The sequence below is a fragment of the Mycobacterium innocens genome (assembly GCF_900566055.1).
GTDB lineage: Bacteria > Actinomycetota > Actinomycetes > Mycobacteriales > Mycobacteriaceae > Mycobacterium > Mycobacterium innocens.
The window spans coordinates 1-26,949 of the sequence record NZ_UPHQ01000117.1 but is presented as its reverse complement, the minus strand read 5'-3'; the positions used below and the strand labels follow the sequence as shown (position 1 = coordinate 26,949).

Genomic DNA, 26,949 nt, shown 5'->3' with positions numbered 1-26,949 from the left:
CCACCCGGCCCCCCCGCACTACCCCGACACTCGCCAGTTGTTCAGCCAATATCGTTGCGCCACAGTCAAATTCATTCCATGTCAGCGATTCCCCCGGGCGGTCGACATAGGCGGCCCGGTCGGGTGAGAGTTCGGCGTTTCGACGCACCGCATCAGACAGCGTGAGGTCCGACCACCAACCGGCCGCGTGGTAGCGCGCCGACTCGTCGGCGCTGAACGCCGGAGAACCCACGGTATCGAGCCCACCGGTACCCATCACCAAATGATAGGAAGCGGCGTGGCGCGTCATCCGAAGCCGCCACGGCGCGAGTCTGCTACGCCGCGGCGCTACCCTCCCCTCAACACATCCCCTCGAGCAAAACCAGCGGGAGCGAGCGTGACGGAGATGCCCGACGGTATCTCGATCCGGCGAGCCGAGTCGGCGGACTACGCGAACGTCGCGCCGATGCACTACCAGAGTTGGCGACTGTCCTACCGGGGAATCGTGATCCCCGAGCTGCTCGATCTCTTCGATTGGCAGACGTGGATCGGTCGGGAATACCCGCTGGCGTTGAGCCGCGCCGGGTGGGCGATGTGGCTTGCCGAGTCGCGCGGCCACATCGTCGGCGTGAGCATCTTCGGGCCGGAGCCGGCCAATCCCGACCATCTCGAGATCGACGCGCTCTACGTCGCCGCGGGACATGAACGCCGGGGCATCGGCAGCCTCTTGCTCGACCATGCGCTCAGCTCCGAGCCCGCGCACGACGCCGTCCTGTGGTGTGCCGAGATGAACCATCAGGCGCAGTGCTTCTACCAGAAGAAGGGGTTCCAGCCCGACGGGCGCTCCGACCTCTTGACCCTGCTACCGGGCGTGCTGGCGGTACCCCAGATCGGTTTCACCCTGCATCGATCCACCGGCCGGGGCTGAGTCGTCCTACCGGTGACAATCAGCCGCGCGACAGGCGGATCTTCCACCGCACGAAGCACAGGTAGGCAACGCTGATCACGGCTAGCATGCCCATGTCGAACCACCACGCGCCGGGTGTGTGATGCCAGTGCGAATCCTTGGGAGTCAGCGGGCCGGGCACCAACTTGATCAGGTCGACGGTGGACGCCGAGGCCGCAAATCCCCAGCGCGCCGGTGTGGCCCAAGACATCTGGTCGAGACCGGCACGCCCGGTGACCGGAATCATGCCGCCGGAGAACACCAGCTGCGACATCACCGCGACCACCAGCAGCGGCATGATTTGTTCATTGGATTTGGCGATAGCCGACAATGCCAGCCCGAGCATCGCTGAGGCGACGCAGGTCAACGCGACGTCGGCGAACAGCTCGAGACCCGGGTTGCCCAATGCCACCGCGCCCTGCGTCGGGCCGCCCTTGCCGATCAGCACGATGATCGTGACGATCGCCGACTGAACCACCGCGAACACGGTGTACACGCAGATCTTGGCGATCAGGTACGCGGTGGTGGACAGGCCGACCGCCTGTTCTCGCCGGAAAATGGGCCGCTCACCGATGAGGTCGCGGATGGTCAGCGCGGTTCCCATGAAGACGGCGCCGACATTGAGCAACACCAGGATCTGGCCGGGCTCGTTGGGGGCATTGCCCATCGGATTGGGGAAACCGAAGCCGACATCACCGGGTACCGACATCGACAGCGAACCCATGATGAACGGCAGCAGCGCCAGAAAGACGAAGTAGCCGCGGTCGGAGACGATCAACCGGATCTGCCGCCGGGCGATCGTGGAGAACTGCCGGAACAGGCTGGTGTGCGACGGATCGCCCAACTCGGCGGGTTGCTCGGCCGGCGGTGGTGGCGGCGGCGGGCCGGTGCGCGACAGATACCGGGCCTGGGCGCCGTCCGGGTCGTCGGCGACCGTGCTGAAGATGTCGGCCCAGTTGGTGGTGCCCATGGCCGGGCCGATCTGGTTGGGCGGCCCGCAGAACGCCGTCTTGCCGCCTGGGGCCAGCAGCAGCACCTGGTCGCAGACGTCGAGGTAGGTCAGCGAGTGGGTGACCACCAGCACCACCCGGCCGGCATCGGCCAACTGTCGCAGCATGGTCATGACCTGGCGGTCCAGCGCCGGGTCCAGGCCCGAGGTCGGCTCGTCGAGGATCAGCAGCGACGGTCCGGTCAGCAGTTCCAGCGCCACCGAGGCACGTTTACGTTGACCGCCTGACAGCTTGTCGACCCGGGTCTCGAGATGCTTGGACATCTCGAGTTCCTCGAGCACCCGGGCAACCACCTGTTCCCGGTCTTCCTTGGTGGTGTCGGGCGGCAGCCGCAGCTCGGCGGCATACATCAGCGCTTGTTTGACGGTCAGCTGGCCGTGCACCACGTCGTCTTGCGGGACCATGCCGATCCTGCTTCGCAGCGAGGCGTATTCGGCGTGCACATTGTGGCCCTCGAACGCCACCGTGCCGCTGGTCGGATGCGTGTAGCCGGCAACCAACCGCGCGAAGGTCGACTTGCCCGCGCCGGAGGGACCGATGACGGCCGTGAGCATTCCCGGGCGCGCGGTCAACGAAATGTTGTCCAGCAACGTCTTGTTGTTCTCGATCGTCCACGTCACCCCGCGCACATCCAAACCGCCGGTGCGCGTCTCCAGCAACGTCTCTTCGCGACGCGCCAGCGCGCCGCCGGCGAAAACCAGGTCGATGTTGCCGATCGTGACGACGTCGCCGTCATGCAGCAGCGCCGATTCGACCCGCACCCCGTTGACGAAAGTGCCGTTGATGCTGCGGTTGTCGCGGATCTCGGTGCCGCCGGGCGTCGGGACCAGAGTGGCGTGGTGGCGCGACGCCAGCACCTCGGGGATGACGATGTCGTTGTCGTCGGCCCGGCCGATCCGCAGCGAGCCGGGCGGCAACTCCCCCGCGGCTTTGCCGGGCCGCAGGATCTTCATCATCGACGTCGCGATGTTGCCCGTTTCACCGCTGGGACGGACGGCTACCGGAGGCGGCGGACTCGCCGCAGGTGGGCGGTAAATCTGCGGTGCCGGCTGCGGCCCCGACTGCGGGCGGACCGGTTGAGCGCCGGTCGGGTAGTGCGGCGGCGGCCCAGGCGGCGGCGCGTGCTGTGGCCCGCTGGGCGGTTGGGCGGGTATCCGGGTGGTCGGCGGTGGCTGCTGTGCCGCTGGTGGCTGCGGTGGCGGCTGGTGCGGCTGCCATTGGGCGCCGGTCTGCGGCGCAGCGTTGGCCGGCCATTGTCCGCTCGGGATCGGGGGCACCGGCATCGCCGTTGTCGGCGGTGGACGACCGACAGAACCCTGCTGGCGGCGACCGACCTCGAAGTCCAGCGCCGGACCGTCGGGATTGCCGATGTTGATCCGCTGGCCGTCATGGAGGTCGACAACCGGTACGCGGCGGTTGTTGACATAGAGGCCGTTGAGGCTGCCGTTGTCGATGGCGATCCAGCGGCCCTGGTCGAAGCGCAGCAACAGGTGTACTCGCGAGATCAGCGGGTCCGCGACACGGACGTCGGCGCGTAAATCACGGCCGATAACGACATCGTGGCCTGCTGCGAAGGTGCGCTCAGCTCCGTTGTATCGCACGGTCAGCACTGGCGGCGCGACTGTTTGGGTCATCGGGACCAACTGTAACGGCAGCAGCGCCAACTGCAGAACAAGACGTGGATGAGTGTTCGTCACGTGGGATCGGCGGCGCGCAGCGCGAAGTCCGCATGACCGCAAACGCGCGCGGATATAATTCGTTGCCCGACGGGAGCTTCGCACTGCGTCGATAGGACCGCCGGGCAGGTGCCAGACGGCAGCAAGGAGATCTCGATGCGTCCCTGGAAGCGGCCCGCGGCCATCCTGGCGGCAGGGGTATTGGCGTTCGCCGCCGTGCCGGAAGTGTTCGCCGTCATGGCGCCGTCCGCCCAAGTGCGGGCGGATGTATGCGTCAATGCCGGCCGGCGAGTCTCGGTCAGCGGATGCGCCAACGTTGCCGATGCGGTAGCCCCCTACGCTCCGCCGCCGTCGGAATACGCCCCATTGCCAGAGGACTATCCGCCTCCCCCACCCCCGGCGCCCAACGTCAACGTCTGCGCCAATGTCGGCCGGCGCATCAGCGTCAGCGGGTGTGTGTAGCCGCTGATTTGTGGCCCGCTATCGGCGCGCCCAATAGTGGGTCCGGCCGGGGCGCGCCGACCCGACCGGCACGTGTCTTGAGGTCATGGGCTTCGCTGGGCAGCTTGCCTAATGGTCAGCTCATGTCGCAGCGTTTTGCACACCCACACGCCACGCCGGTCGATGCCTCGGGCGCTTTGTCCCATCCATGTTGCATTCAGTGGATTATTCAACCCTAGCCACACGGGCCGGCGCCGCCCACACTATGCCGAGTCACGGAAGTCGTGACCGGACAAGGCTTTTCGATCGCTTCGCGACTTGATCACCGCGCAGCGGTGCGCGGGTTCTCGACACTAGGAGAAGTGTGCTTGATGCGCGGTGGTGCCGAAGGCTGGGCCCGCTCCTGCGCCAGAGGATTCGCCGTACCAAGGCCGATGCCGATCATGCCCTTGTTGATGGCGCGGCGGCGTCTTGGGTCACAACGGGAGGTTCTTGATGATTGCCCAAATCTGGATGGCGTCGCCGCCGGAGGTGCATTCGACGACGTTGAGCAGCGGTCCGGGGCCTGGCCCATTGTTGGCTGCTGCGGACGCGTGGACGCCGCTGAGTACTGAATATGCTGACGCGGCAGCGGAATTGACTGCCTTACTGGCCGGCGTGCAGGCTGCGGACTGGCAGGGCCCAAGCGCCGAAAGCTATGCCGCCGCGCACCTGCCATACGTGGCATGGTTGACGAAGGCCAGCACCGACAGCCTGGACGCAGCGACCCAGCATGAAACCGTGGCTGCGGCCTATACCTCCGCGTTGGCGGCAATGCCGACCCTTGGCGAGCTGGCCGCCAACCACATCGCTCACGCGGTGTTGATGGCGACGAGATCTCAAGGTTTGCTGGGACCGCGCCTTACGGGGCCGTCCTGAGACCGGCCGGGTTGACGGTGTTGAGAAGCGAGTTCGGAGGCGGCTTGGCGGTGCCGATGTTGCCGGGTACCTGGGATTCAAGCATGGGAGGTGCGATGTCGAGCATGGCCAGCTGAGCACCGGCGCCGGCAGCACTTGCGGCGAGCCCATTCGAGATCGCGAAACCGCGGTCTACGGGGTAGCCGCGGTGATCAGGGCCAGCCGTTGCTGCGGAGAATCTCCTCGCGGCATTGACGACGGGTCTGACCCGTCTGCTGCATGCAGATCCGGATCGGCGATTCCTGCTCGGTGGGTAGCGGCGACTCGGTGGGCTCCGCGGTGCCGGTGATCGTCGGACTCGCGACCGTGCCCTGGGTGAGCGACCAGATGGTCGTGTTGGTGCCCTGCAGGGTCGAGCAGTAGGCGGTCGCCCCGGTCTTGGTGACGCCGGTGCTGCCCTGCGGTGCACAGACGGCGCCGATGACCACGACGGGAGCCGGGGCTACCGACGTAGTGGTTTCGGTCCCTGCCGCCGCGGTAGTCGGCGGCGTCGTCGTGGTAGGCGTGGTAGTAGTCGTTGCCGCCGAAGTGGTGGTTGTCGCCGGCGAGCCGGACGTCGTTGCGGACGCGGCGCGCTCGTCGTCGGCGCGCTGGAACTCGCGGAGCGCCACCGCGATCGCGATGACCAGCAGTATCGCCAGAGCCGCGGGGATCAGCACGGCTGGTCGCACCAGCGACCGTTTGGCTGGCGGCACGGGCACCGCGACGGGTCGGGCGATAGTTTCGTCGGCGTCGCCACCACCGCCCAGCCGATGGCCTAGTGCCCGGGCGAAGTCGATGCACCGCTGATACCGGTCCTTGGGATCTTTGGCCAGTGCCTTGGCGAATACCGGGTCGAGGTCCGCGAGGGCAGGCAGCCGATCACCGATCGGCGGGGGCGACGCGCTGAGGTGCTGGCTGATCACCACGGCGGGGTTGGAGTGCTGGAACGGTGGGGTTCCGGTGAGCAGGTGAAACGCCGTCGCTGCCAGGGCGTACTGGTCGGCCCGGCCGTCGAGGTCTTGGCCCATCAGCTGTTCGGGCGCTGCGTAGGACACGGTGCCCACGGTCATATTGGTCGCGGTCAACCCGCTGGCTTCGCCCACCCAACCGGCGATCCCAAAGTCGGCCAGCATGATTCGCCGGTCTGCGGAGTCTGGCTTGGCGATGAGGATGTTGGCGGGCTTGACGTCGCGGTGCAGCAGCTTGTGCTCGTGGGCGTAGTCGAGCGCTTCGGCTACCGCAGTGATGATCGCGGTGACCTCGGGGCCCGGCATCCCGTTGGGATACCGCTCGCGCAGCAACCGTACGGCGTCCACACCGTCGACGTAGTCCATGTCGATCCACAACTGGCCGTCGGTTTCGCCCCGGTCGTGCACCGCGACAATATGCGGATGCCACAGCGAAGCCGCGGCGTCGGCTTCACGGTTGAAGCGTTCCCGGTACTCGGTGTCGGCGGACACCTCCGGCCGGAGTACCTTCAGGGCGTCCTGACGGGGCAGTCTCGGGTGCCGGGCCAGGTAGACCTCGCCCATCCCGCCGGAGCCCAGCTGTCGGACGATGGTGTAGCCCGCAAACGTCGAACCTTCGGCGAGCGGCATGGCGGCATCGTAGCCCGCCATGCCGTTGAGGGGTCGAAGATCAGGCTGTCCGGCCAGGTCAGGACCTACCGGCTGTGATCGATCACACGGGCGCGGTGGCGACCTACCACCGGTTCATCGCGTTTTCGACGCCAAGACGCCGGGTAACCCGGCGTCCATGCGCGATAGCCCCATGCGTGATAGCGATGTCTTTCCCGACGACGTGCCCGTCGCCGATGCCGTTGAACAACTGCTGCCGACCGCGGACTCTCCGGCGGACGACCTGTCCGACGGATCCGACGGAGCGGCCCTAACCTGGTCTCAGCTCGACGACGTGCCGCTCGAGACTACGGCCTACGACTGGCAGGAGCAGCGGGAAACGGTGCTGATGGACGACGAGCTGGACGAACCGCAGCGGCAGGAATTCGACTAAGAGTTGAGTGGCCGGCGAAATCCGCGACAAGCGCTACCCGGCAGCTGCAGCGGGCATGCGCGCCGCACAACCGTCGGTGACCTCTTTGACGAAGTCGCCGAGGTATCGAATGGCGCGCCTGCCTTCCGGCAAGACGTCTGCCGCCAGCGGGAAATCGTGAATTTGGCCGTCCCACAGGTGCAAATCACACCGGATTCCCGCGGCGGTGAGCCGTTTCGCCATGAGCTCAGCGTCGGCCAGCAACAGTTCGTCTGAACTCGCGTGGATGGCGACAGGCGGCAACGGGGATAGATCGGCGTCCACCGGGGACTCGACCCGACATGAGGATCTCGGCCGCTCCCGGGGAAGCTGCACCTCGCCCAAATACCGAGCGAACATCGACAGGGCTCCGCAGGTGAACATCGAACATCGGCGTGCGTTGCGGTGGGCGAGCTTGCGGGCCGGATCGGGATCGGTGAAAGGCGAGACCGTGGCGATGCCGGCCGGCTTCGCGAGGTGGCTGCGGATCGCCGACAACGTCGTCATGAACGCCAGGTACCCGCCCGCCGAATCGCCCGCCACCACGACCTGCTCGCCGTCGAATCCTTGATCCTGCAACCAGGCGAGGCCGCTCAACGCGTCCTCGACCGCGTCGGTGATCTGGTGCGACGGCAGCTTGCGGTATCCGACGTTGAGCACACCGGCATCCGCCGCCTTCGACAACCGGCACACCAGAGAGCGGTGGGTGTTGAGCCCACAGGTGAGAAAGGCTCCGCCATGCAGGTAAAGAATTGCCCGCTTCGGGGAAACACCCGGCGCTCGAACCCATTCCGCAGCACAGTGATCGAGGCGTACCGGGTCAATCCTGGCCGACAACCGAAAACGCGGCAGCAAACCCGCTAAGCCGTCGATGTAATCAAATGGCCAGCCCAGGTTCGGTTGGATGGCCCAGGCACGCACCGCGTTCTTCACGATCAACCGGGTGGCAAGCGAGACGGCAATTGATTGCGGACTGTGGCGATGGTGAATTCGCCGGCCATCCGGCTTGCTCGCCCGGGCGTGCCGGGGATTCTTTATCATGACCATTGCGATCAACTCCTCATGATGGCCAATGAATACCCTGGCCGGTGACCACCAAACTGAGGTGCCTGGCTGCCGTCCGAGTAGGATTTGTCACGTTTACTCGACAAACCACGGGGTATACCAGTACTGCAATGTGTCGGGCGGTTGGGTACCAGTTGCTGGCGCTCCTGGTCGCTCATAAATGTGCTTCCGCAAATTCGCAAGGGTCTTTCCGGGGTCTGTTCGTTCCTGTCGGCGGACAAACGAAAGACGTATTGCCTCTACGCACCCCGTGGCCGGCCGGGTTGGCGAACGCGCTAGCAGCGGGAACCGCGAGCCCCCGCTCGTGCGCGCCGCCGACGACCGCCGCACCGATGGGGGCCGCATCGTTGGCTGGGGGCTGACCCTCAACCCTCCGCACCGATTCACCGTCTACGGCCACCGGCTCTACGCCTGGTGCGCGGCCGACACGCTGGCCTTTCCGGCTATCATCGAGCAGCGCGCCCTGGTCGAATCTCCCTGCCCCACAACACGAACCACCGTCCGCCTCACCGTCGTCCCCGCCACCGGGGTCGCCGACCTGGAGCCCGCCAGCGCGGTCATCTCTATATCCCGGAGCCGACGAGCTGGACCTCAGCCGGGTGCGCGCCACGGCCTGCAACCCTGGTCGCTTTTTGCCAGCCCGGACGCCGCCAGCGACTGGCTCACCCAGCACCCCACCGGCCGGGTCCTGCCCGTCGCCGCCGCATACGACCAATTCCGGCCGATCCTCAACCGCCTGCTCGCAAACGGCGAGTGACTGCTCTGCAGTCACGAGAATTGTCTGAGTGCGTGCTTGCTCCACCGAAACATCGCGGGCACGGCGAACACGTAGCATCCTGGGCCGACCGAACCGATTTCGAGGATCGACGCTTCGCGGGAGCGCCGGGAAATACTCTGCGGCAGGAAGAATTGCGCAGCGTACAGCGCAAAGTACAGGACGATGTCGGTAACCGCCAACGGGACCGTCTGCCGAGGTTCCGTGCTCAACGACATGCACGAAATCGCAACGCGGTCGCGGATTGTTAGCGATACCGATGCTAGCGATAGTGGGTCCCCGTTGGCGATCCCCTTACGGGCGTAGTGGGAACCCGCCCGCTTGCGCGACACGCGGCGACAAGTCAGAATATTGACCTATGGCCGAAGTTGTGCCCTTCTCCGAAGCGAAAGCCCACCTGTCCGAACTGGCTGAACGCGTCGAACTTGAGCATGCGCGTGTCCTCGTCACGCGCAACGGACGGCCGTCATTCGTACTGGTGAGCCCCGACGACCTCGACGCACTCGAAGAGACGCTCGACATCCTGCGGGATCGCGAGCTTGTCGCCTCGCTGAAGCGGTCGCAAGAAGAGGCCGCTCAGGGTAGATCGCAGCCCTTGCCGTCTGCGTGAGTTCTGCGCCGACGGACCCATACGAGCTCCGCATCACTCCTGAGGGACTCCGTCACCTGAACCGTCTCCCGGCGAAGATCCGCTACGCAGCGCTGGCCACGCTACATGGCCCCATCCGTGAAAACCCGCACCGGCTCGGCAAAGCGCTGGTCGGCGAACTCGCCGGCCTTTTCTCGGCACGACGGGGCGACTACCGGATCATCTACAGCATCGACGACACGGCCAAGATCGTCATCGTGCACAGGATTCAGCATCGAGCATCGGTGTACCGCCGCCGATGACTCAGATCCGCGCGCGGACTGTAGCGATAGCGGATCCCCTTACGGGCGGCGACCGATGCCTTGCCCAGTCGCTTCGGCCGGGTTAGCGTCGCTGCGGTGGTGGCCCGAACCGCGGGCCGGTCGGAGGCCAGATGCCGGTCCGTTACCTGTCGGATCCCGAACTCGCCCGGCTGAGCAGCTGGCCGGACGAGATCGCTGTCCAGGACGCGGTCACCTATTTCACCCTCTCCACCGATGACCTGTCGTGGCTGACGGGTTTCAACCGCCAGCACAACCGCCTTGGCGTCGCCGTGCAACTGTCGACGCTGCCGTGGCTGGGTTGGATTCCCGACGACCTGGCCGGTTGCCCGCCCATCGCGCTCGATCGTCTCGCGCAGGCTTTGAGTGTTGCGCCGGCTACCGCCTCGGCATTGCTGGCGGAGTATGGCGGGTGGCAGGGACGAACCCGACGGGAACACCGGGCAAGGGTGCTGGCTCACTTGGTTTGGCGGCTCTGCGCCGCTGGCGAACGCAAGCTACTCGACGAGTTGCTGGCCCGGGCGCTCGAACACGATGCCCCCGGGCGTTCTATCCCGCGCTGCAGTACACCTTCGACGCCCTGTATCCCAAAGGGCTGCAATGGTATTGGCTCGGCGACTTCTTCCGGACCATCGCCGACGGTGCCGTGCAGGCCCACGCCCGGTTCACCGAGGACCTGCCGACCATGCACTCCACCATGCACCTCTACCCGGTCGACGGCGCGGTGCACCGGGTCGGCCAAACCGACACCGCCTGGGCGTACCGGGATGTCAACTTCTCACAGGTGATCGCCGGTGTCGACCCGGACCCGGCGAACGCCGCGGCCCTGAAGCGCTGGACGGTGGACTACTGGGACGCCACCCATCCGTATTCGGCGGCCGGCGCATACGTCGACTTCATGATGGACGAGGGCCAACACCGGGTCCGCGCCACCTACGGTCCCAACTATCACGGCTCAGCCAGGTCAAGGCGACATACGACCCGCACAACGTGTTCCATATCAACCAGAACATCGTGCCGGCGGGATGACCGGTACCGGATGGGTTACGTCCAGCCGAGGGCTTGCGGAACCATGTAAAGCCCGAAGGCGATGACAACCAGGCACAGCGCACGAGTGGTGTACTTGCGTATCCCACTCATGCGCCATTGCTCAGGCAGCGCGCGGGCTTCCAGCACCAGCAGCAGCCCCAGCACGATCGGTAGCAGCAGGGCGTTCATCACTTCGACATCGACCGCCAGATTGACCAGGTCGACGCTGCCCAAGACCAGTGCCGCACCGACGAGGTGAGCAAGGGCGTAGGTGGTGTAGAACTTGGCGGTGGCCCGAGCGGGCCGCTGGTTGAGGGTGTGCTGCCACCCGAAGACCTCCGACAGCCCCCACGCGCCGGCCAGCGAAGCGACGATCGCGGCGACCAGGGCCGCGCCCAGCATTCCCAAACCGAACAACACGGTGCCGCCGAATTCGCCCAGATAGGGGGTGAGGGCACCGGCGATCTGCCCGACGGTTTGCAGAGGCGCCGCCTCCTGATGTGTCCCGATGGTGGCCGCGACGGTCAGCACCACCGCGATCATGATCAGTTGGGTCAGCACCGCGCCGGTGGCGGTGTCGTAACGGGCCTGCCGGATTGTGGCCACCGACAGGTGTTTGTCGACCACCGCACCCTGTTGATAGAAGATCATCCAGGGCATGATGACCGCGCCGACGTTGGCCGCGACCAGCAGCAGATAGGACGAGTTGCCCAGCGGCATCGACGACAAGCCGGCCAGTAGCGCGTCCAGCTGCGGACGGGCCATCACCATGGCGACCAGAAATGCCAGCTCGGCCGCGCCGATCGCCAGACCGATGCGCTCGACCCGCCGGTAGCTGCCGGTCAGCGCCAACGCCAGCAGCATCGTGGTAGCGATCGGGATGCTGACCCAGCGCGAGACACCGAAGAGTTCGCCGACCCCGGCGACCCCGACGAATTCGGTCAGCAACGCCCCGATCGCCGAGGCGAACAGCGTGAACGCCGACAGCCATGCCCAACCGCGGCCGAATCGCTCTCTGATCAATGCGCCGTGGCCCCGGCCGGTCACGATGCCCAGCCGCACGGTCATCTCCTGAACGACATAGAGGATCGGCGTCAAAATCAGTTGCGGCAACACCATCCGATAGCCCCACTGCGCGCCGGACTGGGCCGCGGTGATCAACGAGCCCGCGTCGGTGTCGGCCAGCATCACCACCAGGCCCGGGCCCCACACCGCCAGCAGTGCCCACCGCCCGCGGCTGCGCACCGATCTTGGCGACGAACGCTCCTCGGATGCCCTGCTAACCCCAGTCACGGCTCGACTGACCCCTAGATGTGACAGCAACGTGATGCGCCATACCGGGTTCTTGCCGAAGCCGACACCGGCCTGCCGGTACTCCTTCGAAACACTGCCAGCCAGGGCGGACGAACGACAACTCGCGCCCGTATCCCAAGATGGTTAAGCATGAACGACCCAACGCACGGCCGCCCGCTGCTCGCCGACCGGGTGGCGGTGGTGACCGGCGGCGGCGGCGGTATCGGCGCGGCGACCTCACGCTTGTTCGCCGAACACGGCGCCCGGGTGGTCGTCGCCGACATCGACCCCGACCTCGCCGGGCGAACCGTCGAAGAGATCGGTGACCCGGCCTTCGCGGTCGTCACCGATGTCCGCGACGCCGGCCAGGTCGGCGCGCTGGCCCGGACCGTGCTCGACCGCTACGGCCGGGCTGACGTGCTGGTCAACAACGTGGGTCACTGGCTGCGTCACCCCGGCGATTTCGTCGACACCGACCCGCAGCTGTGGGACGAGCTCTACCGGGTGAACCTGCACCACGTGCTGTTGGCCACTCACGCGTTCCTGCCGGCGATGATCGATCGACATGCCGGCGCGATCGTCAACGTGTCATCCGTGGAGGGGCTGCGCGGTTACCCGGAGGATCCGGTGTACGCCGCCTTCAAAGCCGCCGTCATCCACTTCACCCGCAGCCTTGCCGTCCAGGTCGGCCGCCACGGGGTGCGGGTCAACGCCATCGCTCCCGACGTGACGGAATCACTGCAGGTGCCCTATTCGCAGTGGTTGTCCGAGGCCGAAAAGACCCAGTGGCCGCAATGGGTTCCGGTCGGACGGATGGGTCTACCGCAAGACCAGGCCCGGGTGATTCTCTTTCTGGCCTCCGACCTGTCAGCGTTCGTCACCGGCCACACCATCCCGACCGACGGCGGCACCGGCGCGGCCGGCGGATGGTTCCGCTCGGCGCGCCGACCCGACCGGGAATGGACGAATCGGCCCATCGCGCCTTAGCACGCCGGCACACGCGCCCCGGGGATTCCCATTCGGTGGGGACGGGAAGACTGAGCAGGTGGCCGAACCCGACCTCGAAGCGTTCGACAAGCTGGTGTCCCTGCTGGACTACCCGGTGTTCGTCGTCACCGCCGCGGCCGGCGGCGCCCCGGCCGGCTGCCTGGTCGGCTTCGCCAGTCAGGCCAGCATCCATCCCCCACGCTTCCTGGTCGGTCTGTCCGAGCAGAACCACACGTTCCGGGTGGCGGCCGGCGCCACCCATCTGGCAGTGCACCTGTTCGACCGCGAGCATATCGATGTCGTCGAGCTTTTCGGCAGCCGCAGCGGCGACACGGTCAACAAGTTCGACCGCTGCACGTGGCATCTCGGCCCGGCGCGGACGCCCATCCTCGACGACGCGGCGGCCTGGTTCGTCGGCAGGATCCTGGATCGGTTTCCGCTCGGCGACCACGTCGGGTATCTGCTGGAACCGGTGGACGGCAGCATGCCGCACCAGCTGGAACGGTGGGTGTCATTCCGCGACGTTCGCGACCTGCCGCCGGGCCACGAGGCCTAGTTTTTTTCTAGGTCGCGCGGATCAGGCGCCCGGCAGAATGTCAATGAAGGGCCGGATGCTTACTTGGAAGTTGCCCGGACCCGCGGTCGCCAAGGTGCCGTCTGCGACGGACACGGCGAGATTGAGGAAGCCGTTGAAGGCTTTGGCTCCGGCGCCGATGCCGCCGACGACCGCAAGATTGGCGCCCGCCAAGCCGCCCGCTGGGTCGCCGGCCAGAGCGGTGTTGTTGCCTCCCACGACGACCGCGACATTGAGCAGTCCGTTGGCACCGGCGAGGACTCCGTGGTTGTTGTCACCGACCACGGTGGCGACGTTGAGGATGTTGGCCGGGCCGTTGCCGACGGCTTCGACGCCGTTGTTGCCGAAGCCGACGACGGTGGCGATGGTGCCGAGATCGGCAGCGCCCTGCCCGCGGGCCGCGACGTTGAGGTTGGAGTCGCCGACGGCGGTGGCGATGCTGCCGATATTGACCCCGCCCCCGCTGGCCACGACCGCGTTGTGATCGCCGATGGCGGTCGCGGCGATGGCGATGTTGCCGCCCACGCCACCGGCCTGGGCCGCCACGGTGGTGTTGCCGTCACCGATCGCCGTGCCCAGGGTCGCGATATTGCCGCCGAGCCCCGATGCGGTGGCCGAGGCTCCGTTGTTGCCGCCGGCGGCGGTCGCCAAGGTGGCGATGTTCTCCACGCCGGACGCCGAGGCTGTGGCCGAGTTGCCGCCACCGATGAACGCGGTGGCAACGGTCGCGGTATTGCCCGCGCCGGTGGCGGTGGCCGAGACCGCGTTGCCGTCGGTGATCGTGGTCCCCAGGGTCGCGATATTGCCCCCGATACCCACCGCCCTGGCCACCGCGGCGGTGTTGTTGTTGCCGATCACGGTGGCCAGGGTGGCGATGTTGGCGCCTACCAGACCGCCGGCTTCGGTGACGCCGCCGGTGTTGTTGTCCCCGATCACGGTGCCCAGGGTGGCGATGTTCTCCACGCCGAAGGTGCTGACTTTCATCTCGTTGCCGCTGCCGATCACGGTGGCGGCGGTGGGGATATTGCCCACGCCGGTCGCGCCGGCCGTGGCGATGTTGTTGTCGCCGAACGCATTGGCCAAGGTGGCGATATTGGCGCCGATTCCCCCGGCCGCGGCGCTGACTTGGCTGTTGCCGTTGCCGATTGCGGTGGCGACGGTGGCGATGTTGCCGCCCGCACCGGTCGCGCTGGCGGCGACCCCATTGCTGTCGCCGCCCGAGGTCGCAAAGGTGGCGATGTTTTCCAGACCGAACACGGTGACTTCGGCGGAGCCCTTGTCGCCGATGGCGGTGGCGACGCTGGCGATGTTGCCGGAGCCGGTCGCACTGGCCGCGACGGTGGTGTTGCCGTCACCGATCACAGTGCCCAGGGTGGCGATGTTGCCGCCGATGCCCACGGCCTTGGCGCCTGTGGTGGTGTTACCGCTGCCGAATACCGTGGCTAGGGTGGCGATATTGCCGCCGGCTCCGCCGGACTCGGCGGCTACCGTGCCGTTGCCGTCGCCCCACGAGGTCGCCACGGTCGCGATGTTCTCCACGCCGAACGAGTTGGCAACCAGCCCGCTGCCGCTCCCGATACCGGTGGCGACGGTCGCGATATTGCCCAGCCCGGTCGCGCTGACCTGGGCCGTGTTGTTGTCACCGAACACGTTGGCCAGGGTGGCGATGTTTCCCCCGCCGCCACCGGCCGAGGCACTGACCTGGCTGTTGCCGTCGCCGATCGCGGTGGCGATGGTGGCCAGGTTGGCGCCGATGCCGGGCGCGCTGGCCGCGACCCCGTTGTTGTCACCGATTGCGGTGGCGAAGGTGAAGTCGTTCTCTGCGCCGAAAGTGTCGACCTTTGCGGTGTTGCCGTTGCCGATGACGGTGGCCACGTTGGCGGTGTTGCCCAGGCCGATCGAGCTCACATCGATCTTGTTGTTGTCCCCGAACGCGCTGGCCAGGGTGGCGACATTGCCGCCACCTCCACCCGCCTCGGCGCTGACCTGGCTGTTGCCGTCGCCGATCGCGGTGGCGAGGGTGGCCAGATTGGCGCCGATGCCGGGCGTGCTGGCCGCGACCCCGTTGTTGTCACCGATTGCGGTCGCGATGGTGAAGTCGTTTTCCACGCCGAACGCCGAGACTTTGGCGGTATTGCCGCTGCCGATGACGGTCGCGACGTTGGCGGTGTTGCCCAGGCCGATCGAGCTGACATCCATCTTGTTGTTGTCGCCGAACGCGCTGGCCAGGGTGGCGATATTGCCGCCGCCGCCGCCGGCCGTGGCGCTGACCTGAGTGTTGCCCTGGCCGATGGCCGTCGCGAAGGTCGCGATGTTGGCGCCGACTCCGGGCGTGCTGGCTGAGACGTTGTTGTTGTCACCGTAGGAGGTGGCCACCGTGGCGATATTTTCCACCCCGAGAGCGCTGGCCGAAGACGTGTTGTTGTTACTGAACAGCACGGTGGACACCGTGGCGATGTTGCCGGCGCCCAGCGCGCTCGCCGAAGCCGAGCTCTTGTCGCCGATCACGGTGGCCACCGAGGCGATATTGCCGCCCCCGGCGCCGGACACGGCGCTGACCTGAGTGTTGTCGCTGCCGATGGCGGTGGCGACGGTGGCGATGTTGGCACCAAGCCCCGGCGCGCCGGCGGCAATTCCGTTGTTGTCACCGATTGCGGTGGCCACCGTGGCGATATTTTCCACGCCGATCACATTGACGTCGGCGGTGTTGTTGTCCCCGATGACGGTGGCGACGCTGGCGATATTGGCCGCACCAAGGGCCTGGTTTGTGACGCTGTTGCCGTCACCGAGTGCGGTGGCGACGGTGGCGATATTGCCGCCGCCGGGGCCGGCTACGGCGTTGACCTGGGTGTTGCCCTGGCCGAGAGCGGTGGCCACAGTGGCGATATTGCCCCCGATGCCGGGCGCGGAGGCCGAGACATTGCTGCCGTCACCGAAGACGGTAGCCACGGTGGCGATATTCTCCACCCCCAACGCGCTGGCGTGGGAGGCGCTGTTGCTGCTGAACAACACGGTCGCCACGTCGGCGATATTGCCGGCACCCAGTCCGCTGGCCGAGGCGGTGTTGTTGCCTCCGAACAACACGGTGGCCACCGAGGCGATATTGCCACCGCCGGCACCGGATTCGGCGGCAACCTGATTGTTGCCCTGGCCGATACCGATGGCGGTGGCGACGGTGGCGATATTGCCGCCCACGCCCAACGAATTGGTGGCCGAGACCCCGTTGTTGTCGCCGATCGAGGTGGCCACCGCGGCGATGTTTTCCACGCCAAACGAGCTGGCAGACACCGTGTTGTCGTTGCTGAACAGCGCGGTGGACACGTTGGCGATATTGCCGGCGCCGAACGCGCTGGCCGTGACCTTGTTGCCGTTACCGAACGACGTCGCGACGGTAGCGATATTGCCGCCGGCCCCGCCGGCGTCGGCGCTGACTTGGCTGTTGTCGTTGCCGAATGCGGTGGCGACATTGGCGATATTGCCGCCGATGCCCACACCGCTGGCTCCGACCGCATTGTTGTTGCCGGCCGTGGTGGCGACCGTGGCGATGTTGTCCACGCCGATCGCTTTCGCGGTGGCCGTGTTGCCATTGCCCAGCGCGGTGGCCACGTTGGCGATATTGCCCGCACCGAGCGCGCTTGCCGCCACGGTCGGGCTGTTGTTGCCGAACGCAGTGGCCACGGTGGCGATGTTGTCGGTGCCATTGGCGTCGGCGCTGACCGAGCTGTTGCCGCTACCGCCCGCGGTCGCGACGGTGCCGATGTTCTCCAGTCCGAACGCGTTGGCTTTGACCCCGTTGTTGTCGCCGAACAACGCGGTGGCCGCGGTGAGGGTGTGCGCACCGGTCGCACTGGCGGCAACCGTGTTGCCGTCCCCGACGAACACTGTGGCGGCGGTGCCCAGATTGCCGCCCACGCCAGTCGCGGTGGCCGCGACGGAGTTGTTGTTGCCGAAGGCGCTGGCGAGAACGATCTCATTGAGGCCCGCGCCGCCCGCCTGGGCCAGCACGGTGCTGTTGCCGCTGCCGGCGACGGTGGCCACCACGGCGTTGTTCTCCACGCCGAACGCGTTGGCTGCGACCCCGGAATTGTTGCTGCCGAATACGGCCGACACGATGCCGGTGTTTTCCACACCGTTGACGACGGCCGAGACGTCGGTGTTGTTGTTGCCGAACACCGCCGCCACGGTGGCGTTGTTCTCCACACCGTTGGCGATGGCGGTGACCGTGTTGTCGTTGCCGAACGCGGCCGCCACGGTGCCGATATTGACCGCGCCGATGGAGCTGGCTTTGATCGTGTTGTTGTTTCCGAACGCGAGGGCGCCGGTGCCGATGTTGACTCCGCCGGTGGCGCTGGTTGAGCTATTGCTGCCGAACGAGCCGGCGACGTTCAGGACGCCCCCGGTGGCCTCGGCGGTGCTCCCGCTACCGAAGGCAAGGGCGATGTCGGTCAAGCCGGCATTGGACGTGCTGTTGGTCCCGGACGCGACCGCCAGTCCGCCAAAGGTCGTGTTGGCGTTCGCGGTGCCGGACTGCACCAGCTGCAGCCCGAAGATGGAGACGCTGAAGTCCACAGCGGCCGGCAGCGCCAGGGCCTGCTGCAACGGCGCCAGCTGCGTCGCCGCCGCCGAGACACCGGCGTGGTAGGCCGACATCACGGCCACATCGGCGGCCCACATCTCCTCGTACAGGCCCTCGGTCGCCGCTATCGCAGGCGTGTTCTGGCCGAACAGGTTCGAGATCACCAACGCCACCAAATCGTTGCGGTTGGCCGCCACTGCGGCCGGATGAACGATCGCGGCCTGCGCGGCCTCGAACACCGCCGCAACTGCGCTCGCCTGCCCGGCCGTCCCCGCCGCGGCGCCCGCGGCCGCGCCCAACCAGCTCGCGTAGGGTGCCGCCGCGGCCGCCATCGCCGCCGAGGCCGGACCCTGCCACGCGCCGCGCGTCAGTCCCGCTGTGACCGAGGCGAACGACGACGCCGCCGCCTGCAATTCGTCGGCCAGACTTCCCCAGGCCGCCGCCGCCTCCAGCATCGGTTGGGCCCCGGCGCCGGCAAACATCCGTAGTGAGTTGATCTCCGGCGGCAACACGGAAAAGTTCATCGGATCCATCCGTTCCTACTCGGCGGGCTTTGCGCCGGCCGCCTCACCGGGAACACCGTCGCGAATTCCCGGCTAACCCTCGGCTAACCCCGGCCAGCTGCCCGCGCCCGGTGCAGACCTCCGGGCGGCCCCGCGTGGCTCCGTCCCATCGCGCACCTCCCGCCACGAGAACCAGGCCACCGACCGCTCGTCGAACGGCTTGCCAGCAAAAACATATCTGGCTTCGACGCGCAGTACCTGCGTTTGCCCGAAATCCCATCATCGGTCCGGAAAATCCCGGGCGTCGCGGCCGTCACGACACCGGCCAAGAATCGGTTGTGCGGCGGTGGTGACGACGACAACCATTACGCTGCAACGACTTTCAAAATGGATCGAAGCATTCCGCCGGAATTGAGACCCGGGAAATTATCCGCTCCGAAGATGGGCAATGGCCGCTCCGGCGTCGCGGGCCACGCCGTCGACCAGGTACCACCGCCGGTTCACGCCGCATCAGGTGGTCTCGTCGCGAAACCGGGACAGGCTCGTCGACGGCTTTCGGAGAACCGAAGTTATCCCAGCACGGTGTGCATCAACATCACGTTGTATGCCGACCACAGCGACAGGTTGAAGTACACGTCCTTGCCCGTCGACCAGGGATGCATCATCGGTGCGTAGATCCCGCCGGGCATCTGCCAAGACGACACGAGCATCTGCTCGGGGCTCCACGGTCCCTGCGGAGCCGGCGCGGTCCGCGCCACGACGTCATTCATACCGTTGGTGTACATCACCAAATATTGCTTCAGATAAGTGTTGTATTGAGCCGACATTTCGCCCACCGGTCCCGGGATAACCGGCGTCGCCGCATCCGTTTTGTTCGGCACCCAGGAATTCGAGTCACCGTTCCAGTATTGGTATTTGCTCAGATCCGGCACGAACTGCTGGGGAACTCGCGCCACGTACGCCGAACCGCCGCGTCCCGGTGGGGTGCCTAACGAGTACAGGTAGCCGTCGTTGGACTTGACGAACGCCCCCATCTGGAAGTTCTCATTGCCGGGCACAAACCTGGCTCGTCCGCTGTCCGGCCCGGATGCGCGGATGGTGCCGGGATAGACCCCCCAGTTCTGGCCGTTGTCCTTGGACACCGCGATGCCCGAGTAGTTGGTGGTCCATTCACCGTCGCGGCCCCAATCCCTGATGGACATGAAGTTGATGTATTGGGTTCTTCCGACGGAGATTCCGGAGGTCGGAATGATTCCGGTCTCGTTGGGCGCCCACTTGACGCTGCTGATGATCTGTTTGGAAAAGCCGGGTTGACGCACCGGCGATCCGGAATACCGGTTGGCGGCGTCGCCGGGCGCGACGCGAATTCCGTCGCCCAGATCACGGTCCTGACTGCGGAACAGCGTGTTGTACCGCCACTGGTGTTCGTTGACCGCGCAATAGCCGAAGGTGTCACCGAAGGCCATGAGCACCTGGTGGTTGGCCGGATCGCCGTTGTCCCAAAGGATTCCGAGGTCCGTTCCGGAAATGCCGAATTGTTCGAGCGTCTTGTTGGGGCTGTCGGGTCCGGTCACCCACTCGGCAAGCGACGTCGTGGCACCCCCGAGTGCGGCGCCAGGATCGGGTGCGCCGGGCGCCGGCACCGGCGCCGCATTGGGGGCCAACTGGGTGGCATTGGGAGACGGGTTGCCCGGGTTGGGCGGAGCAGGCGGGGGGACCGCCGCCTGGTGCGGCGGAGTCGCCGCTTGCTGCTGTATCGGCGCGGATCGAGGAGCCGGATTCATCAACCGCGACAGGGGCCCCAACCTGGGCAACGGCGCGCGGTCATTCGCACCACGAGGCCTCGGCCCCCTTGTCATCGGGCCGAGCGTCGTACCCCCCGGATTGGTCACAATGGCGTTCGGAGGCGGCGGGGCGTTGGCGGCGTCCCCGCTGCACGGCACCGCCGTTGCTGCCGGCGCCAGGCCCACCGCACTGATGAGTCCCAATGCGGCCGCCGACGCCACCGATACCGACACGACTCGATGAATCGCCGACATGTCACAACCTTCCAGGGGCACAAACGTCGGATTGACGTCCGCAGTTGGCGGATGTGACGATAGTGATTCATGTGGCCGTTGTGATCACGGATCCACGATAGGTATGCATCTGTGACCGTGTCGCGACGCAATTCGCGCCCCGCGTAATTCACCCCTGGCCGGCGCGGAAGCATCGCGAACAGGTCTCAGTTCCCGAAACCCGCGTTCCGCAACGCCCGGGCCATCGAGCCGGCCGGCGAGTTGGCCGGCTGACGGCCGAAGTTCTTGCCATGAGCCGAGTTTCGCCGCTCCGGTCGGCTCACCGGCTGGCGTTGCGGATCGTCGTTGAGGCGCAGGCTCAGTCCGATCCGCCGGCGTTCGACATCGACATCGATGACCTTCACCCGTACCACCTGTCCGGAGCGTAGGACGTCGTGGGGGTCGGCAACGAAGCGCTCGGCCATCGCGGAGACATGCACCAGGCCATCCTGATGCACGCCGATGTCGACGAAAGCGCCGAAAGCGGCGACGTTGGTCACCACCCCCTCCAAGACCATCCCCGCCTTGAGGTGGGCAATCTTCTGCACGCCGGCGGCGAAGGTGGCCGTGGTGAATGTCGGTCGCGGATCGCGTCCTGGTTTCTCCAGCTCGGCGAGGATATCGGTGACAGTGGGGATGCCGAAGCGGTCGTCGGCGAAGTCAGCGGGCCGCAATGATCTCAAAGCACCTGCGTCACCGATGATTTCGGCCAGCGAGACACCCGCTCGATCGAGAATGCGGCGGACGACGGGGTATGCCTCGGGATGAACACCGGACGCGTCCAGCGGGTCGTCGCCGTCGCGAATCCGCAGAAACCCGGCACACTGCTCAAATGCTTTGGGCCCTAAGCGAGGAACATCCAGCAGCGCGCGGCGACTGGTGAACGGACCGGTAGTGTCACGATAGGCGACGATCGCTTCGGCCAAGGATTCCGATATCCCGGAGACCCGCGCCAGCAGCGGAACCGATGCCGTGTTCAGGTCGACGCCCACCGCGTTCACCGCGTCCTCGACCACCGCGTCGAGGCTGCGGGCCAGGACCGTCGGGGTGACGTCATGTTGGTACTGCCCCACCCCGATCGACTTCGGGTCGATTTTCACCAACTCGGCAAGTGGATCCTGTAGCCGCCGCGCTATCGACACCGCTCCGCGCAGCGTCACATCGAGCTCGGGCAGCTCGTGCGCAGCGTAGGCCGAGGCCGAATACACCGATGCGCCGGCCTCGCTCACCATCGCCTTGGTGGGCGCCGGGGCCCCGGCGGCGCGGATGTCGTTGATGAGTTCGGCTGCCAGCGTGTCGGTCTCACGCGAGGCGGTGCCGTTGCCGACGGCGATCAACTCGACGCCGTGACGCGCCACCAGCGCGGCCAAAGTTGCCTTGGCCAAATCCCATTGCCGTTGCGGCTGATGCGGGTAGATCGCACAGGTGTCCACCACCTTGCCGGTCGGGTCGACCACAGCAACCTTGACACCCGTCCGGAAGCCGGGATCCAGGCCGAGAGTCGTGCGCGCTCCGGCCGGGGCAGCGAGCAGCAGGTGGGTCAAGTTTTTGGCGAACACCGCGACGGCCTGTTGTTCCGCGCGTTGCCGCAGCCGGATCCGGGCGTCCACGGCGGTCGACGACATCAGCCTGGTGCGCCAGGCGAATCTCACCGTCGCGGCCAGCCACGGCGTCGCGGCCGTCTGCGCCGACAGGTCCACGCCGAGGCTGGCGGCGACCATGGCCTCGTAACCGTCGTCCGCGCCGCCGTCGAAGGTCAGGGCAAGGATCTTTTCCTTCTCGCCGCGCAGCACGGCCAGCACCCGGTGTGACGGCATCGTCTGCAGCGACTCGGAGAACCCGAAGTAGTCACGAAAGTTCTGTGCGGCAGCACTTTTGGCGACGTCTTCCGACCACGGCGCGCTACCCAGCGAACCGTGCGCCCAGAACTTCTCCCGGATGGCGCCGACCAGCTCGGCGTCCTCGGCGGCCCTCTCGACCATGATGTGCCGGGCGCCTTCCAGCGCGGTAGCGACATCGGCGACGTCAGCGACATCGGCGCACACGAAGGCCGCGGCCGCAGCCTCCGGAACCAGGGCCGGGTCGGACAGTAGTCGATCGGCCAGCGGCTCGAGCCCTGCTTCGCGGGCGATCTGCGCCCTGGTCCGACGCTTCGGTTTGTAGGGCAGGTAGATGTCTTCGACACGAGATTTGGTGTCGGCGCTGAGCAGCGCTGCCCGCAGCTCGTTGGTCAGCTTTCCCTGTTCCCGGATCGATGCCAGCACCGCTGCCCGGCGTTCGTCGAGCTCCCGCAGGTACTGCAAACGCTCGGCCAGGGTCCGCAGCTGCCCGTCGTCGAGGCTTCCGGTGGCCTCCTTGCGGTACCGGGCGATGAACGGGACCGTGGCGCCGCCGTCGAGCAACCGGACCGCGGCGGCCACGTGGACCTCCTTGGCGGCCAGTTCCTCAGCGAGACGGGCGGTTACGGATTTGACTGCGGTGCTTGGATTCACGGGCAGGAACCCTACCGAATGGTCCCGACACCGCTCGGGCAACCGGGCACGGCGCGTCGCAAGTGTCCGCTCCCCGTCGATCCCTCAGGCCGACGGTGGCCGGCCCGGCCTGGTCGAGGCGCGTACGGGTGCGGCGCTGTACATGGCAGCCCACACCGAACGCTCCAGGAAGCTGTCGGCGATGAACAGCATCTCGTCACCGGCCCGGAGCACGTCGTCGGGCTGCGGAACTTTGACCGCGTCACCTCGCAGCACGGTGACCAAAGCGGTGTTGGCCGGTAGGTCGAGCTCGCACACCCGCCTTCCCACCAGCGGATTGTCTTCGGGCAGCGTCAGTTTCGTCAACGCCGCCCGGCCCTCGCGCAACACCATCATTCGCACCAGGTGACCGACGTCGATGGCGCCCTCGACACCGGCGATCATGGCGCCCGGCGTCGAGACCGCCACATCGATGCCCCAGGCGCGGCCGAACAGCCACTCGTTGCGCAGGTCGTTGATCCGCGCCACCACCCGCGGCACCCCGAACTCGATTTTGGCCAGCAGACCCACCACCAGATTGGCCTTGTCGTCTCCGGTGGCGGCGATCAGCACGTCGCACGTCTGTACCCCCGCCTCGTGCATCGTCGACAGTTCGCAGGCGTCGGCATGCAACCAATCTGCGGCAGCAACCGTATGTGGTTCAAAGTTGTTCCGTTGCCGTTCGATCAACAAGACCTTGTGACCGCGATTCAGCAATTCCTGCGCGACCGAACGGCCGACCTTGCCCGCGCCGGCAATCGCGATCCGCATTTTTCCCGTCGCCACCCAGTCATCTTGTCTCATCGGCCGCCAGGCTTCGGACTGTGCGGCCGACAGCGGGCCGCCGCTTACTGATTTACTGGCAGCACGCCGCCTCGCGCGCCGAGCTACCGCCGCCGAGATCACATCTGGACGGAAACCAAATGAGCTTGCAGCAGCTGTATCTGGCTTTGTTGATCGGTGGCCTCGTGCTGCTGGCCAGCATTGTGGGCACCCGGTTGGCGACTCGGGTGGGATTTCCCAGCATGCTGCTCTTCCTGCTGGTCGGCGTCGCCGTCGGTGAGGACGGGCTGGGCCTGAAGTTCGACGACGTGCAGCTGGCCAGGAACGTGGGTACCGCGGCGCTGGCCCTGATTCTCGTCGAAGGCGGATTGACCACCCGATTCACCGACATCCGCACGGTGCTGGGACCCGCGGCAACATTGGCCACCGTCGGGGTCCTCGTCAGCATGGCGGTCACGGCCGTTGGCGTGCACCTGCTGCTGCGCGTCGACTGGCAGGTGGCCCTGTTGCTCGGAGCCATCGTTTCCTCCACCGACGCCGCAGCGGTGTTCTCGGTCCTGCGGGTGCTTCCGCTGCCGCGGCGTGTCGCCGGGCTGCTCGAGGCCGAATCCGGGTTCAACGATGCGCCCGCGGTGATCCTGGTGCTGATGTTCAGTGCGGTGCCCTTCGCCGTCGAGCCCGGGACAGCGATCGCCGATCTGCTGTTCGAGCTCCTCGCCGGCGCCGCGGTGGGGGTGACGATCGGCTACCTGGGTGCCTTCGCGCTCCGACGTATCGCGCTGCCCGCTTCCGGCCTGTACCCGATCGCGACCTTCGGGTTGGGTCTGGTCGCGTTCGCGGCGGCCGGCGTAAGCCACGCCAGCGGATTCATAGCCGCCTATCTGGCCGCGGTGGTGTTGGCCAACTCAGGCCTGCCGCACCGGTCGGCGACCCGGTCGTTCGCCGAGGGCGTCGGCTGGTTGGCGCAAATCGGGCTGTTCGTGTTGCTCGGACTGCTGGTGAACCCTGGCGAGGTGGCCCACGACGTGGTGGCCGCGATCGTCGTCGGACTGCTCTTACTGCTGATCGCCCGGCCCCTGTCGGTGGTGGCGTCGTTGGCATCGTTCCGCATCCCGTGGCACGACCAGGTCTTCCTGTCGTGGGCGGGTCTGCGGGGCGCGGTGCCGATCGTGCTGGCCACCTTTCCGGTCGTCGCGGGCGTCCCGGACAGTTATCGCCTGCTCAACATCGTCTTCATGCTGGTCGTGGTATTCACTCTGGTGCAGGGCCCGAGCCTGCGCCCGATCGCGCATCGGCTGGGACTGATTTCCCGCGAAGCCACCCGCGAGATCCAGGTGGAAGCGGCGCCGCTGGACGTGCTCGACGCGGAACTGCTGACGATGACCGTGCAGCCGCCGTCACGCCTGCACAACGTCACCGTCCTGGAGCTGCGGCTGCCCGACCCGGCCGTGATCACCCTGATCATCCGCAACGGCCACACCTTCGTCCCGATGCCCGATACGCGGATCGAGCGCGGCGACGAACTCCTGATCGTCACCACCAGCAAGACGCGGGCTGCAGCCGAGTCGCGACTTCGCGCGGTCAGCCGGCGGGGCAAACTCGCCTATTGGTTCGACGAGTACGGCGAACCCGACTGACGCCCGGCCGGCGTCGGCCGCGACACCGACCCGGAGCTCGTCCGCGCCCCCAGCGACGCCGCCAGGAAACATCGCAGCGCTGTCCACCCCTCGACACCGCCGAGGCCGTTCTTGGCCAGCGCGACGAGCGCTACACCCGCCACACATACCAGCGCACCGGCGGCGACCGAACGGGCCCCGGTGGCCTGAACCGGCCCGTCCCACCACGGCAGCCGCCGGTGCTCGAGGGGTGCGAGCAGCCGAAACACCCCGGCCATGACGATGGCGAAGACAATCGCGCGCAGTGCCAGGCGAGCCCATAACCCGGGCGCGTGCACGTCGTATGCGTCGAGATCCGCGGCGTGCAGGGAAACGGCGGCAACCGCGATCGACGGGATGTGCCAGAGGTAGAGCGTCATTGCTCCCCCGTTACCCACAGCGACGACGTGCCAGACGCGCGGTCGTGCGGCCCATCGCCGGATGGCTACCGCCGCGACGATGAACAGACACGACATCCACGTGCAGTGCAGCGCAAGCAGCAACGTCGGCGGCGACACGTTGGACATCCGTTCGGCACCGGTCACCACCAGCGAGACGTCATAGGCGCCGGTGAGGGCGAGCTTGAGTTGTGCGGTGAACGCGCAGCCGGCTGCCACGAGCGCGGCCCGCGGGCCGATCAGCCGCCGCGCATAGCCGACACCGATGACCACCGGGATCAGCCACACGATCAAGAAGTTCGCAACGCCCCATTCGGGAGTGCCGGCAGCGAACCGAATCTGGTCGACCGCGGTTGCTGCACCCAGCAGCGACGCGACCACGACCGCGACCCCGCGACCCGTCCGCAGCCGCGTCAACACCGGTACGAATGCGAGCACCACGAGGTAGACGCCGAGAAACCACAGCAGCGCCACACACTCGCGTCCCAGTGCCGCCGCCGACTCCGCGCCGAGGGTCACGCGCACCGCCAGCAGCGCTACCACCCAGCAGGCGAGGTACCAGAACACGGCCGGCAGCCCGGCCCGGAACCCGTTGCGAGTGAGTGATCTTTAGTGGTCACGCGACTCGCACCCCATTTCGGGGTTGTTCGGCAGCCTTGCGGCTGCGTCCCTTCCGCGCTTCACAGCCACCGGCCGGGCCAGGCCCGGTCTTACGGTCGGCTCCACGCTTGACGGCGGCCCCAACTGGGCCGACGACGCTAATGGTGTCCTCGTAGCGTGCGAGGTTGATCGCGGCGTTGTCATCACGTTGGTGTG

At 66.9% G+C, this 26,949-nt stretch carries 20 protein-coding genes and 6 pseudogenes; 13 read left to right on the top strand and 13 right to left on the bottom strand.

Features of this window, described 5'->3' with window-relative positions; translation table 11 throughout:
- Positions 1-256 (bottom strand): annotated as a pseudogene (locus EET03_RS12945) (cyclohexanecarboxylate-CoA ligase); the annotation flags it as partial.
- A gap of 129 nt (positions 257-385) precedes the next feature.
- Between EET03_RS12945 and EET03_RS12940 the strand changes: the two are divergent.
- Positions 386-907: a GNAT family N-acetyltransferase gene (locus EET03_RS12940; RefSeq protein WP_244232342.1), complete on the top strand. Its 522-nt coding sequence runs from the start codon at positions 386-388 to the stop codon at positions 905-907.
- Positions 908-926: 19 nt separating this feature from the next.
- On the opposite strand, the gene EET03_RS12935 is transcribed toward EET03_RS12940, so the two are convergent.
- On the bottom strand, positions 927-3,569 hold the full coding sequence (locus EET03_RS12935; RefSeq protein WP_075544453.1) for an FHA domain-containing protein: 2,643 nt from the start codon (positions 3,567-3,569) through the stop codon (positions 927-929).
- 198 nt (positions 3,570-3,767) lie between these two features.
- Between EET03_RS12935 and EET03_RS12930 the strand changes: the two genes are divergently transcribed.
- The 3 genes and pseudogenes from EET03_RS12930 to EET03_RS31480 all read left to right on the top strand — a co-directional run bounded on the left by EET03_RS12930 (position 3,768) and on the right by EET03_RS31480 (position 5,086).
- Positions 3,768-4,073, top strand: coding sequence for a hypothetical protein (locus tag EET03_RS12930; RefSeq protein WP_063468822.1), 306 nt, complete (start codon positions 3,768-3,770; stop codon positions 4,071-4,073).
- A gap of 474 nt (positions 4,074-4,547) precedes the next feature.
- A pseudogene (locus tag EET03_RS12925) lies at positions 4,548-4,940 on the top strand (PPE family protein); the annotation flags it as partial.
- A gap of 47 nt (positions 4,941-4,987) precedes the next feature.
- The gene (locus EET03_RS31480; protein WP_244232341.1) at positions 4,988-5,086 is read left to right on the top strand and encodes a hypothetical protein; all 99 of its coding nucleotides are present in this window, start codon (positions 4,988-4,990) and stop codon (positions 5,084-5,086) included.
- Between the two features lie 75 nt (positions 5,087-5,161).
- Here the strand turns inward: EET03_RS31480 and EET03_RS12920 are convergent, their stop codons facing one another.
- Complete coding sequence (locus EET03_RS12920) at positions 5,162-6,589, bottom strand: serine/threonine-protein kinase (protein WP_075544452.1); 1,428 nt, start codon at positions 6,587-6,589, stop codon at positions 5,162-5,164.
- Between the two features lie 172 nt (positions 6,590-6,761).
- Here EET03_RS12920 and EET03_RS12915 point away from each other — a divergent pair, with 172 nt between their 5' ends.
- Positions 6,762-7,001: a hypothetical protein gene (locus EET03_RS12915; RefSeq protein WP_075544451.1), complete on the top strand. Its 240-nt coding sequence runs from the start codon at positions 6,762-6,764 to the stop codon at positions 6,999-7,001.
- A 33-nt stretch (positions 7,002-7,034) separates the two neighbouring features.
- Here the strand turns inward: EET03_RS12915 and EET03_RS12910 are convergent, their stop codons facing one another.
- Together EET03_RS12910 and EET03_RS31475 are read right to left on the bottom strand one after the other, a co-directional pair.
- Positions 7,035-8,060: an alpha/beta hydrolase gene (locus tag EET03_RS12910; RefSeq protein WP_075544450.1), complete on the bottom strand. Its 1,026-nt coding sequence runs from the start codon at positions 8,058-8,060 to the stop codon at positions 7,035-7,037.
- A gap of 265 nt (positions 8,061-8,325) precedes the next feature.
- Positions 8,326-8,424 (bottom strand): annotated as a pseudogene (locus EET03_RS31475) (hypothetical protein); the annotation flags it as partial.
- Between EET03_RS31475 and merB the strand changes: the two are divergent.
- A complete protein-coding gene (gene merB, locus EET03_RS12905) occupies positions 8,389-8,841 on the top strand; it encodes an organomercurial lyase (RefSeq protein ID WP_167470634.1) in 453 nt (150 codons plus the stop codon). The pseudogene EET03_RS31475 and the gene merB sit on opposite strands and share 36 nt — an antisense overlap.
- 11 nt (positions 8,842-8,852) lie before the next feature.
- Here the strand turns inward: merB and EET03_RS12900 are convergent, their stop codons facing one another.
- Positions 8,853-9,077, bottom strand: a complete 225-nt coding sequence (locus tag EET03_RS12900) for a hypothetical protein (RefSeq protein ID WP_075544442.1) — start codon at positions 9,075-9,077, stop codon at positions 8,853-8,855.
- A gap of 140 nt (positions 9,078-9,217) precedes the next feature.
- On the opposite strand from EET03_RS12900, the gene EET03_RS12895 reads away from it, so the two are divergent.
- The 4 genes from EET03_RS12895 (at position 9,218) to EET03_RS33030 (ending at position 10,797) form a co-directional block, all read left to right on the top strand.
- A complete protein-coding gene (locus tag EET03_RS12895; protein ID WP_063472263.1) occupies positions 9,218-9,469 on the top strand; it encodes a type II toxin-antitoxin system Phd/YefM family antitoxin in 252 nt (83 codons plus the stop codon).
- Complete coding sequence (locus EET03_RS12890) at positions 9,466-9,750, top strand: type II toxin-antitoxin system RelE family toxin (protein ID WP_075544441.1); 285 nt, start codon at positions 9,466-9,468, stop codon at positions 9,748-9,750. The genes EET03_RS12895 and EET03_RS12890 overlap by 4 nt, the downstream gene beginning before the upstream one ends.
- Before the next feature lie 131 nt (positions 9,751-9,881).
- Complete coding sequence (locus EET03_RS33035) at positions 9,882-10,556, top strand: DUF4158 domain-containing protein (RefSeq protein ID WP_425271522.1); 675 nt, start codon at positions 9,882-9,884, stop codon at positions 10,554-10,556.
- Entirely contained in the window at positions 10,522-10,797 is a 276-nt protein-coding gene (locus tag EET03_RS33030; RefSeq protein WP_425271524.1) for a BBE domain-containing protein, read from the top strand. Before EET03_RS33035 ends, EET03_RS33030 begins: the two co-directional genes overlap by 35 nt.
- Positions 10,798-10,812: 15 nt before the next feature.
- Here the strand turns inward: EET03_RS33030 and EET03_RS12875 are convergent, their stop codons facing one another.
- A complete protein-coding gene (locus EET03_RS12875) occupies positions 10,813-12,042 on the bottom strand; it encodes an NRAMP family divalent metal transporter (protein WP_425271523.1) in 1,230 nt (409 codons plus the stop codon).
- A 198-nt stretch (positions 12,043-12,240) separates the two neighbouring features.
- On the opposite strand from EET03_RS12875, the gene EET03_RS12870 reads away from it, so the two are divergent.
- Complete coding sequence (locus EET03_RS12870; protein WP_075544437.1) at positions 12,241-13,077, top strand: SDR family NAD(P)-dependent oxidoreductase; 837 nt, start codon at positions 12,241-12,243, stop codon at positions 13,075-13,077.
- 58 nt (positions 13,078-13,135) lie between these two features.
- On the top strand, positions 13,136-13,633 hold the full coding sequence (locus EET03_RS12865; protein WP_075544436.1) for a flavin reductase family protein: 498 nt from the start codon (positions 13,136-13,138) through the stop codon (positions 13,631-13,633).
- A gap of 21 nt (positions 13,634-13,654) precedes the next feature.
- Here EET03_RS12865 and EET03_RS12860 read toward each other — a convergent pair whose 3' ends face one another.
- The 4 genes and pseudogenes from EET03_RS12860 to EET03_RS12845 all read right to left on the bottom strand — a co-directional run bounded on the left by EET03_RS12860 (position 13,655) and on the right by EET03_RS12845 (position 24,068).
- Positions 13,655-18,751 (bottom strand): PPE domain-containing protein, encoded by a 5,097-nt coding sequence (locus EET03_RS12860; protein ID WP_082274837.1) that lies wholly within the window; start codon positions 18,749-18,751, stop codon positions 13,655-13,657.
- Positions 18,752-19,299: 548 nt separating this feature from the next.
- A pseudogene (locus EET03_RS12855) lies at positions 19,300-20,878 on the bottom strand (DUF4185 domain-containing protein).
- Between the two features lie 76 nt (positions 20,879-20,954).
- On the bottom strand, positions 20,955-23,279 hold the full coding sequence (locus EET03_RS12850; RefSeq protein ID WP_075544434.1) for a Tex family protein: 2,325 nt from the start codon (positions 23,277-23,279) through the stop codon (positions 20,955-20,957).
- Between the two features lie 84 nt (positions 23,280-23,363).
- On the bottom strand, positions 23,364-24,068 hold the full coding sequence (locus tag EET03_RS12845; RefSeq protein WP_075544448.1) for a potassium channel family protein: 705 nt from the start codon (positions 24,066-24,068) through the stop codon (positions 23,364-23,366).
- Between the two features lie 152 nt (positions 24,069-24,220).
- On the opposite strand from EET03_RS12845, the gene EET03_RS12840 reads away from it, so the two are divergent.
- Positions 24,221-25,717 carry a potassium/proton antiporter gene (locus tag EET03_RS12840; protein ID WP_075544447.1) on the top strand — a complete coding sequence of 499 codons (1,497 nt, stop codon included), beginning with the start codon at positions 24,221-24,223 and terminating at the stop codon, positions 25,715-25,717.
- On the opposite strand, the pseudogene EET03_RS12835 reads toward EET03_RS12840, so the two are convergent.
- A pseudogene (locus tag EET03_RS12835) lies at positions 25,684-26,715 on the bottom strand (acyltransferase family protein); the annotation flags it as partial. The gene EET03_RS12840 and the pseudogene EET03_RS12835 sit on opposite strands and share 34 nt — an antisense overlap.
- Positions 26,716-26,749: 34 nt before the next feature.
- Positions 26,750-26,949, bottom strand: a pseudogene (locus EET03_RS12830) (IS607 family element RNA-guided endonuclease TnpB); the annotation flags it as partial.

Excerpts from the sequence above, each read along its gene's own strand:
- EET03_RS12870 (WP_075544437.1), top strand. The coding sequence starts at position 12,241 with ATGAACGACCCAACGCACGGCCGCCCGCTGCTCGCCGACCGGGTGGCG.
- EET03_RS12895 (WP_063472263.1), top strand. The coding sequence starts at position 9,218 with ATGGCCGAAGTTGTGCCCTTCTCCGAAGCGAAAGCCCACCTGTCCGAA.
- EET03_RS33035 (WP_425271522.1), top strand. The coding sequence starts at position 9,882 with ATGCCGGTCCGTTACCTGTCGGATCCCGAACTCGCCCGGCTGAGCAGC.
- EET03_RS12910 (WP_075544450.1), bottom strand. The coding sequence starts at position 8,060 with ATGATAAAGAATCCCCGGCACGCCCGGGCGAGCAAGCCGGATGGCCGG.
- EET03_RS12940 (WP_244232342.1), top strand. The coding sequence starts at position 386 with ATGCCCGACGGTATCTCGATCCGGCGAGCCGAGTCGGCGGACTACGCG.
- EET03_RS12935 (WP_075544453.1), bottom strand. The coding sequence starts at position 3,569 with ATGACCCAAACAGTCGCGCCGCCAGTGCTGACCGTGCGATACAACGGA.
- EET03_RS12900 (WP_075544442.1), bottom strand. The coding sequence starts at position 9,077 with ATGTCGTTGAGCACGGAACCTCGGCAGACGGTCCCGTTGGCGGTTACC.
- EET03_RS12930 (WP_063468822.1), top strand. The coding sequence starts at position 3,768 with ATGCGTCCCTGGAAGCGGCCCGCGGCCATCCTGGCGGCAGGGGTATTG.
- EET03_RS12840 (WP_075544447.1), top strand. The coding sequence starts at position 24,221 with ATGAGCTTGCAGCAGCTGTATCTGGCTTTGTTGATCGGTGGCCTCGTG.
- EET03_RS12845 (WP_075544448.1), bottom strand. The coding sequence starts at position 24,068 with ATGCGGATCGCGATTGCCGGCGCGGGCAAGGTCGGCCGTTCGGTCGCG.
- EET03_RS12860 (WP_082274837.1), bottom strand. The coding sequence starts at position 18,751 with ATGAACTTTTCCGTGTTGCCGCCGGAGATCAACTCACTACGGATGTTT.
- EET03_RS12915 (WP_075544451.1), top strand. The coding sequence starts at position 6,762 with ATGCGTGATAGCGATGTCTTTCCCGACGACGTGCCCGTCGCCGATGCC.
- EET03_RS12920 (WP_075544452.1), bottom strand. The coding sequence starts at position 6,589 with ATGCCGCTCGCCGAAGGTTCGACGTTTGCGGGCTACACCATCGTCCGA.